Source organism: Chitinophaga sp. (genome assembly GCF_036569125.1).
Taxonomy (GTDB): Bacteria; Bacteroidota; Bacteroidia; order Chitinophagales; family Chitinophagaceae; genus Chitinophaga.
The window spans coordinates 1-7,129 of sequence record NZ_DATCRF010000261.1; the positions used below are offsets into that span (position 1 = coordinate 1).

General features: G+C 49.2%; 5 protein-coding genes. 2 read left to right on the forward strand and 3 right to left on the reverse strand.

Going from position 1 to position 7,129, the window contains the following annotated elements; genetic code table 11:
* From VIM87_RS09630 to VIM87_RS09640, 3 genes are all read right to left on the reverse strand, one after another.
* A partial coding sequence (locus VIM87_RS09630) for a hypothetical protein (protein ID WP_331996784.1) occupies positions 1-484 on the reverse strand: 484 nt, incomplete at its 3' end.
* Positions 485-548: 64 nt separating this feature from the next.
* Positions 549-1,715: a hypothetical protein gene (locus tag VIM87_RS09635; protein ID WP_331996785.1), complete on the reverse strand. Its 1,167-nt coding sequence runs from the start codon at positions 1,713-1,715 to the stop codon at positions 549-551.
* Positions 1,702-2,691: a DUF2157 domain-containing protein gene (locus VIM87_RS09640; RefSeq protein WP_331996786.1), complete on the reverse strand. Its 990-nt coding sequence runs from the start codon at positions 2,689-2,691 to the stop codon at positions 1,702-1,704. The genes VIM87_RS09635 and VIM87_RS09640 overlap by 14 nt, the downstream gene beginning before the upstream one ends.
* A 139-nt stretch (positions 2,692-2,830) precedes the next feature.
* On the opposite strand from VIM87_RS09640, the gene VIM87_RS09645 reads away from it, so the two are divergent.
* Both VIM87_RS09645 and VIM87_RS09650 read left to right on the forward strand, forming a co-directional pair.
* The gene (locus tag VIM87_RS09645) at positions 2,831-5,854 is read left to right on the forward strand and encodes a gliding motility-associated C-terminal domain-containing protein (protein ID WP_331996787.1); all 3,024 of its coding nucleotides are present in this window, start codon (positions 2,831-2,833) and stop codon (positions 5,852-5,854) included.
* Between the two features lie 668 nt (positions 5,855-6,522).
* Positions 6,523-7,129, forward strand: a 607-nt coding sequence (locus VIM87_RS09650) for a hypothetical protein (RefSeq protein ID WP_331996788.1), incomplete at its 3' end; no start/stop codon positions are given.

Here is a 7,129-nt window from a genome sequence, read left to right on the forward strand (position 1 = left end):
ATGTGATCGTCTTTCCCTCATAATCAAATGCCAGCCTGTTATCACCGTGCATGTCGTTGATCACCTGCTGTTCGGTATCAAAACCTAAATAATCAAACGAGCCGCCGGCCAAAGGGTGTTTTGTTAGTGCTGGTTTTGCCAGGTGGCGGAACCCTGAAATTTTCTTTATATCAAACCGCTGCTTCCTTGCTTTAAAAAGGCCACCCTGCCTGATCAGGTGCATACACTCGTTATTAATGAATATTTCCTCCCCCGCAACAGCCTTTTTCACAAACCGGTAGGCAGCTATATAGAGCGCGATAGTTACTATACAACCGAATATTACAAGGCCTGGATTATCAGCATTTATAAAAATCATGCGAAGAAAGAGCGTTCCACCTGCAAAGAAATTTATGAAATAAATCAAATTCAAAATCTTCGGTCTTGTATCGAACGCAGTAGAAAGGATGACGATCTTACCATCTTTATAATCTTTGACTTTCATAACGTAATAAATGTCCCGTCCTCAACCACCAATTATTAATTATTAATTCTTCATTATTAATTACTCACCAGCCGCCCTGCGCACCGCCTCCGCCACCGGTGCCACCGCCAAAATTAAAACCAGGCGCAGGTGTGGGCGTTGGGGTAAAGCTTTCGGATACAACCAGCGATTCGCCCTGGATCTTCTCCAGCAGATGGGTGTTATCTATTTCCTGGCTGGTGAAATCGTGCTTGGGTGTTTTAAGATAACGGATCAGCACATATGCAATGCCTATCATTACAAGACCGCCCAGGGTCATTTCCAGCTCTATAGGCGCCATGTGGTGATACTGTTTAACAGTAAGTACAATACCGGCAATTAACACCAGTCCTGTACGCAGCAGTATCACATTCTTCTTCCAAACACCCGCTGCAATATAAGCCAGCGGAATAAGTACGGTAAAGATCCAGAACAGCCAGGCGGCAGGAATGCTTTGGCCGGGCGCCAGGTTAAGATCAAAAAATTCGTTGCTGGCTTCCCGCACTACTAAATAGTTTACAGATAAGTAGCCGGTAAGTAAGGTGGTGATCTCAATAATGCTGCCGCAATGCCGGTAGTGCCGCCATTTTGTTTTCCAATCCCATTTCCTGGCCCAGGCATAGATACCATAAGAGGCTATCATCAATAACAGCGGCGCGGCAATACGGCCCGCAGTACCCATATTAATAGCGGCATAGAACAGGCATGCTAACAAGGCTATAACAGCTGCAATGCTCATAAGTGTATCGGCAAAGCGCAGGGCGGCATAAGCCGTTACCATAAAAATGATCAGGCTATATACCAGGTAAGGCGTATCATTGGGCAGCGCCATTGTAATACCACTCAGGAGCAGCGATATGCTGCCCCATAACAGGGCATCATCCACCCCGGAGCGGTGATGTTTGGTTTCCCGGATCATGAACTCCAGTGCGCCATAGGTTATGAGCCCGAAAAAGATGATCAGCCCCTGCCAGGATTCCTTAATAAGCTGTATGAACATCAGCCCAAACAATCCAAACGAAAATAAAACAATGACCACCGTTAGCAGGAACAGCCCTATGCGGATGAAAATATTGGGCGTATAGAACGGTACGGGATACGCCTGGAAAATGCGCTCCTTTTCTTCTTTACTGATGCATTGCTGCCTGTAGGCTTCTTCCGCTTCTTCGTGCAGCACCTTATTATCCAGCCATTCCTGTTTATATGCCAGCATTGTGTTTGATCTTTTTGTTGAGGTTAATAAGGAACAGTATCAGCCCTACGCCGGAGCCAATGAAGTAGAACAATATCAGGTACACAGCGCCCAGGTCAATATCCTGCGCCAGCATCAGTAAGCGGATCACTAAATAACTGAGCGCGATATAGCTGTATAAGGTAAGGATCAGCATAAAATAAAAGGAATGATCCTTTAAAGCCTGCCTGTAGAAATAAAGTGCGGTCCCTGCTACCGCCATTATGAACAGGAAAAACAGGTGCTCAAAGTGGAACATCCCCGCCAGCAGGGAAATAAACAGCACATGCGCGCCAATGTTGATGTACGTAAAGCGGAAATGTGCTTTAATGTTCCGGTACCGGGATAACTCCCCTGCTGCGATCAACAATACCCCCAGCAAGATGCCGGTGAAAATAAGGGTTTCGCTGTTGAAATCATTTTCCCGCAGAATGCGCAAAGGGGTTACCACAATGCCCATCCACGCGGCCAGGTTGGTGATGGCCAGGCTCAATACCCCGAGGTGATCGAAATAATAAGCGCTGAAGAACAATACCAGCAGCGGAATAAACCCGGCCAGCCGCAGGTGATCCCCAAAAACGGCATACTGGAATTGTATATAGGCAATGAAGGTTACAAAGGTAAGACAGCCCAGTAACAGCAGGTAGTCTGAAAGGGCATCCGGCGCAGGCGCCTTGCCAAAGGAAAAGGGTTGCTTTCTTTTGTTACAGTAGTAAAAACAGCCGGCGCTTACAGCAGCAATGAACAATAGAATAACCTGGTGGCCAATGGTGTCAATGTTCTTATAAACCAGTATTCCCAGGCCGGTGCTGAGCAGTAATACGCCCAGGTACAGGACGGTTTTCAGCTCCCAGTGCAGGGAAAACAACTTATTGGCGGACACGGCTTTGACTTTTTCTACACTGCTCTCACTGATCAACCCCTCTGCGTGTAGCCGCTCAAATGTATGTGGGTGCATAGTTTACAGGGACTAGTATGCCGCAATATAGAAAAAAATCTATCGTACATCTGCAACTAAAAGGGGATTTAAATAAGTTTTTGATTATATATTTTTGAATTCTAACTATATCGAAGCCCTCATTTTTTATTACTATCCTATGTCAATGCCCAGGGTAAACTGGTCGTGGAGCATTTATGAATCGTTGCCCGGGTACAGCCGGAATCAGGGGGTGTTATGGTTACTGTTGCTTTTGATACCTGCCTTGCCACAGGTATCCCGGGCACATACCGTAATACCTCCGGCGGCTAAAACCGCACGCATAAATGCTTTTGCAGACAGTACCAACATACCGCCAACGCTCTCACTTTCGCACACGGATATCTCCTGTAATGGCCGTAATGATGGCAGCATAACTGCCGCAGCATCAAAAGGTAAAGGTTCCTATCAATATAGCCGCGACAATGGACGCAGCTGGCAGAACGATCCTGCATTTACGCAGCTGCCGGCAGGTACCTACACGATTATAGTGCAGGACAGCGCCAAACTGCGGGACACCGCAACCATTCAGCTCAAAGAGCCGGCAGCCCTGGCTATCAGCGAGCAGCATGCCACGGCCTCCTGCTACGGCAATGCGCAGATCTCGGTACAGCCATCCGGCGGCACATCGCCCTATACCTATAGCCTGGACAGCGCCCGTACCTGGCAGGCCGCCAACTCCTTTAATAAGCTGCTGCCGGGCGATTACAGCATTTTGGTAAGGGACCGGCACGAGTGTATGACCAGCGCCTGGATGCACATCACCTCTCCCGACCCTATACATATTGAGCTTAGCGCGGAGCATACCACCTGTTACGAAAGCGCCACCGGGCGTATTTCTGTAAAAGTAAGCGGAGGCGAGCTGCCTTATATGTACAGTAAAGATAGACGCACCTGGCAGGACGATCCCGTTTTTGAGAAGCTGGCCCGCGGCGTCTATAAGATCTATGTGAGAGATCATAACGGGTGCATATTAGATAAAACCATAGAGGTAACCGCTCCCAGGCCCTTAACCATGCACACACAAAACCAGGATGCTGTTTGTTATGGCCAGTCAAACGGCAGCATTAGCGTACAGGCCCAGGGCGGTACCCAGCCTTACAGGTACACGAATAACAACGGGCTTACCTGGCAAACCACGCCTGATTTCCAGGGTATCTCTGCCGGCGATTATACCGTAATGGTATTGGACAGCAATGCCTGTATGACCTATGAGCAGGTAACCCTGAAAGAACCGACCTTCTTATACATCACCAGTGCAAAAGGCGTCTTTAACGGTACAACAGACTGCAGCATTACCATGGTAGCCGGCGGCGGCTCGCCCGATTATAGCTACAGCATTGGCAGGAACCAGCCATGGCAAAGCGCCAGTACCTTCGATAACGTTGTTTCCGGCTCTTACCCGTTGTATGTAAAGGATCAGCATGGGTGCAGAACAGGGCTTATACTTACGGTGGCCACCTCCCCGGTGGTGCAGCTGGTAATGAATAGCTGGGGCCCGTCCTGCTACCAGGGCGCCAATGGCAACATTACCGTAAATGCAGAAGGCGGCCAGCCCCCTTACCGTTATAGTAAAGATGATGGCGCCAGCTGGCAAAGCCAGAACCGCTTTGCAGGACCAGCCGGCGTATACAACATACTGGTGGAAGACAAGAATGGCAACCAGGTACGCAGCCAGATCACTTTGAACGAACCCACCCTGCTAACAGCGCGTGTGGAAAGTACGGATGTAAGCTGCCGTAATGCAGCCAATGGCAGCATTCAAACCTTTGCCGGCGGCGGCTCTCCTCCCTATAAATACAGCATTAACAACGGGGCTACCTGGCAAAGCAATCCTAACTTTATAGGTTTGCCGGGCGGACATTACACCATTACGGTAAAAGATGCCGGCAACTGCGATGCCAGCGCTGCTGTGGATCTCTATGAACCGCCGGCATTGCATACTACCGGAAAAAGCAGCGCAGTTACCTGCCATGGCGGTACAAACGGCAGTATAACGTTAACGACTGATGGCGGTACAGCGCCCTATCAATACACCAAAGATCGCGGGCTTACCTGGCAGGACACTTCCTGCTTTGCAAAACTAAGCCGCGGCACGTATAAGATCTATGTGCGCGATCATAACGGTTGCCTTGACAGCATCTCGATAAAGGTACAGGAGCCCGCAGCGCTTACCATGAAACCCGCTATACACCAGATCAGCTGCTACGGCGCAGCAAACGGGAAAGTAACCTTTACTACCAGTGGCGGCACCACGCCCTACACCTACCGCATGGATAACGGCAACTGGCAAACGGAGCCCGTATTTGATTCCTTAACACCCGGCAACTATGCCGTAACTGTAAAAGATGCGAATGGCTGTACTTACGCTACCACGGTAAGCATTACACAGCCTTACCCGCTGCTGCTGAAATTTATATCTTCCACTAATGGCTGCTCCTACATAGGCGGACAGCTGGCCGTAAAAGCCAGCGGCGGCACCCTACCCTATACCTACAGTTTAGCCGGCACCGCCATGAGCCGTACCGACGGAGATTTCAGCGGCCTGGCTGCCAGCAGCTATGAGGCAGTGGTTACCGATAAAAATGGCTGTGAAACAAAACTTGATCCCGTGGCCATCGACGTATCGCCGGAGCTTACACTGGTAATGGATGAGAAACAGGATATGCAGTGTGATGGGATCCACAAGGGCAGCGTACGTTTTCATGCTGCAGGCGGCACCCTGCCCTACCGGTATAGCCTGAATGAAAATACCATTGCCACCGGGGATATTCGTCCTTTAGACAAGGGCGCCTATAATGCCCTGGTGCAGGATAAATACGGCTGCGTGGCCGTGCTGCCGTTCAAGATCCTTTTGCTGGATGAGGACTGCGAGCTAACAATGCCTACGGGTTTCTCTCCCAATGGCGATGGGCAGAACGATCTTTTCAGGCCGGCGCTGTACGGGAATATAAGCGGGTATAAGCTGGAGATCTTTAATGTATGGGGGAACCTGATATTTTCTCATACGGATCCCCGGATCGGGTGGGATGGTTATTTTAAGGACCGGCCGCAGGCTGCAGGGACGTATGTGTGGATAGCACGGTATACGAACAGCAAGGGGCAGGCAGTGGTAAGAAGGGGGGCGATTACGTTGGTGAGGTAGTGGTATATTCTGGGTTTAACTGGTGAAATATCTTAGTGCACTTCAATAGATATTTGTAGTAAAAGCGCATGCAACTCCCATTAAAAGCGCATGCAGTTAGGAGTAAAAGCGCATGATCCGTGCTTTATCTGTATTGCTGTCTTGTTATTATACTGCCTTCAATAAGCGATCTATTGGCTTATACCAGCCTGCAGGTTAAAAACAAACTGCGCCTGGCTGTCCGGAACCTTAATGTGGCGCTGAATGCCGTTTTGCCGTCCTCCATTCTATCCAGCCTCTATTGCTATATACCAGCCTGCAGGTTAAAAACAAACTACGCCTGGCTGTTTGGAGCGTTGATGAAGCGCTGCAAGTCGTGTGGACTTTGGTGGAAAAATTGATCTTTATCAATCGGATGACGCCAGCCAAGGTTTGTTTTCAATCCTGCAGGCATGGCACTTGTGCGTGGCGGAAGTTGATATTGATGTTGCACAAGTAAATGCTTTTCTTTCGCTTCAAATCCGCTATTGATAAGGCTCTACCTCCACTCTGGCCCACTTCTGGGCCTGGTATTCCAACGACCAAATGTGATAAAAAGTGATAAAAACGCTCATTTCATTTGGGACGTTTTACGCAGCCCCTTAACTTCGCTCCGATACTTTTATTCTTCATTTTAAAAAGCAACAACAATGCCTAAACAAAAAGGCCCTGTTTATTTTACAGGCACCCGTGGCGATGCCTGTTTTTATAAGATGGACGGGCAGTATTATGTACGTAAGAAAAGCTCATTGAGCGGGAAGCGCGTTAAGGAATCATCTTCTTTTGAATTAACGCGGGTATATGCTGATCTGCTGGGCCAGGCTTCACGGCTGGCTGCAGCGGTGTACCGGCCATTACCGCGTGAGCAGAAGAAACTGACGTTGTATAGAGCAATGACCGGCGAAGCTTTACAGATGCTGAAGCAGGGCGTAAATGCGGAGGTTATTAGTGCACGCCTGCAGGCATATTGTGCACCAAAGATCGTAAAGACTAAACCAGCAGAACGAAAACGAGCGGCTGTTAAAACCCCAGGTAAACATATCAAAGCCCGCATAGATGAATACACCCAGCCTTCTGCGCCTGCGGATGTAACACATAAACACTTAACCGGAGCTGCGGCCCGTGGCGGTATGCACGTGCCAGGCATGGGTAATATTCATCTCGCATTTCCCAAGCAGGTACGGGTGTACATTACGCCGGAAGGTAAATTGGAAGTGAGGTTAACAAACAGGATCAGGATGAAGAAGGAGCATGAGC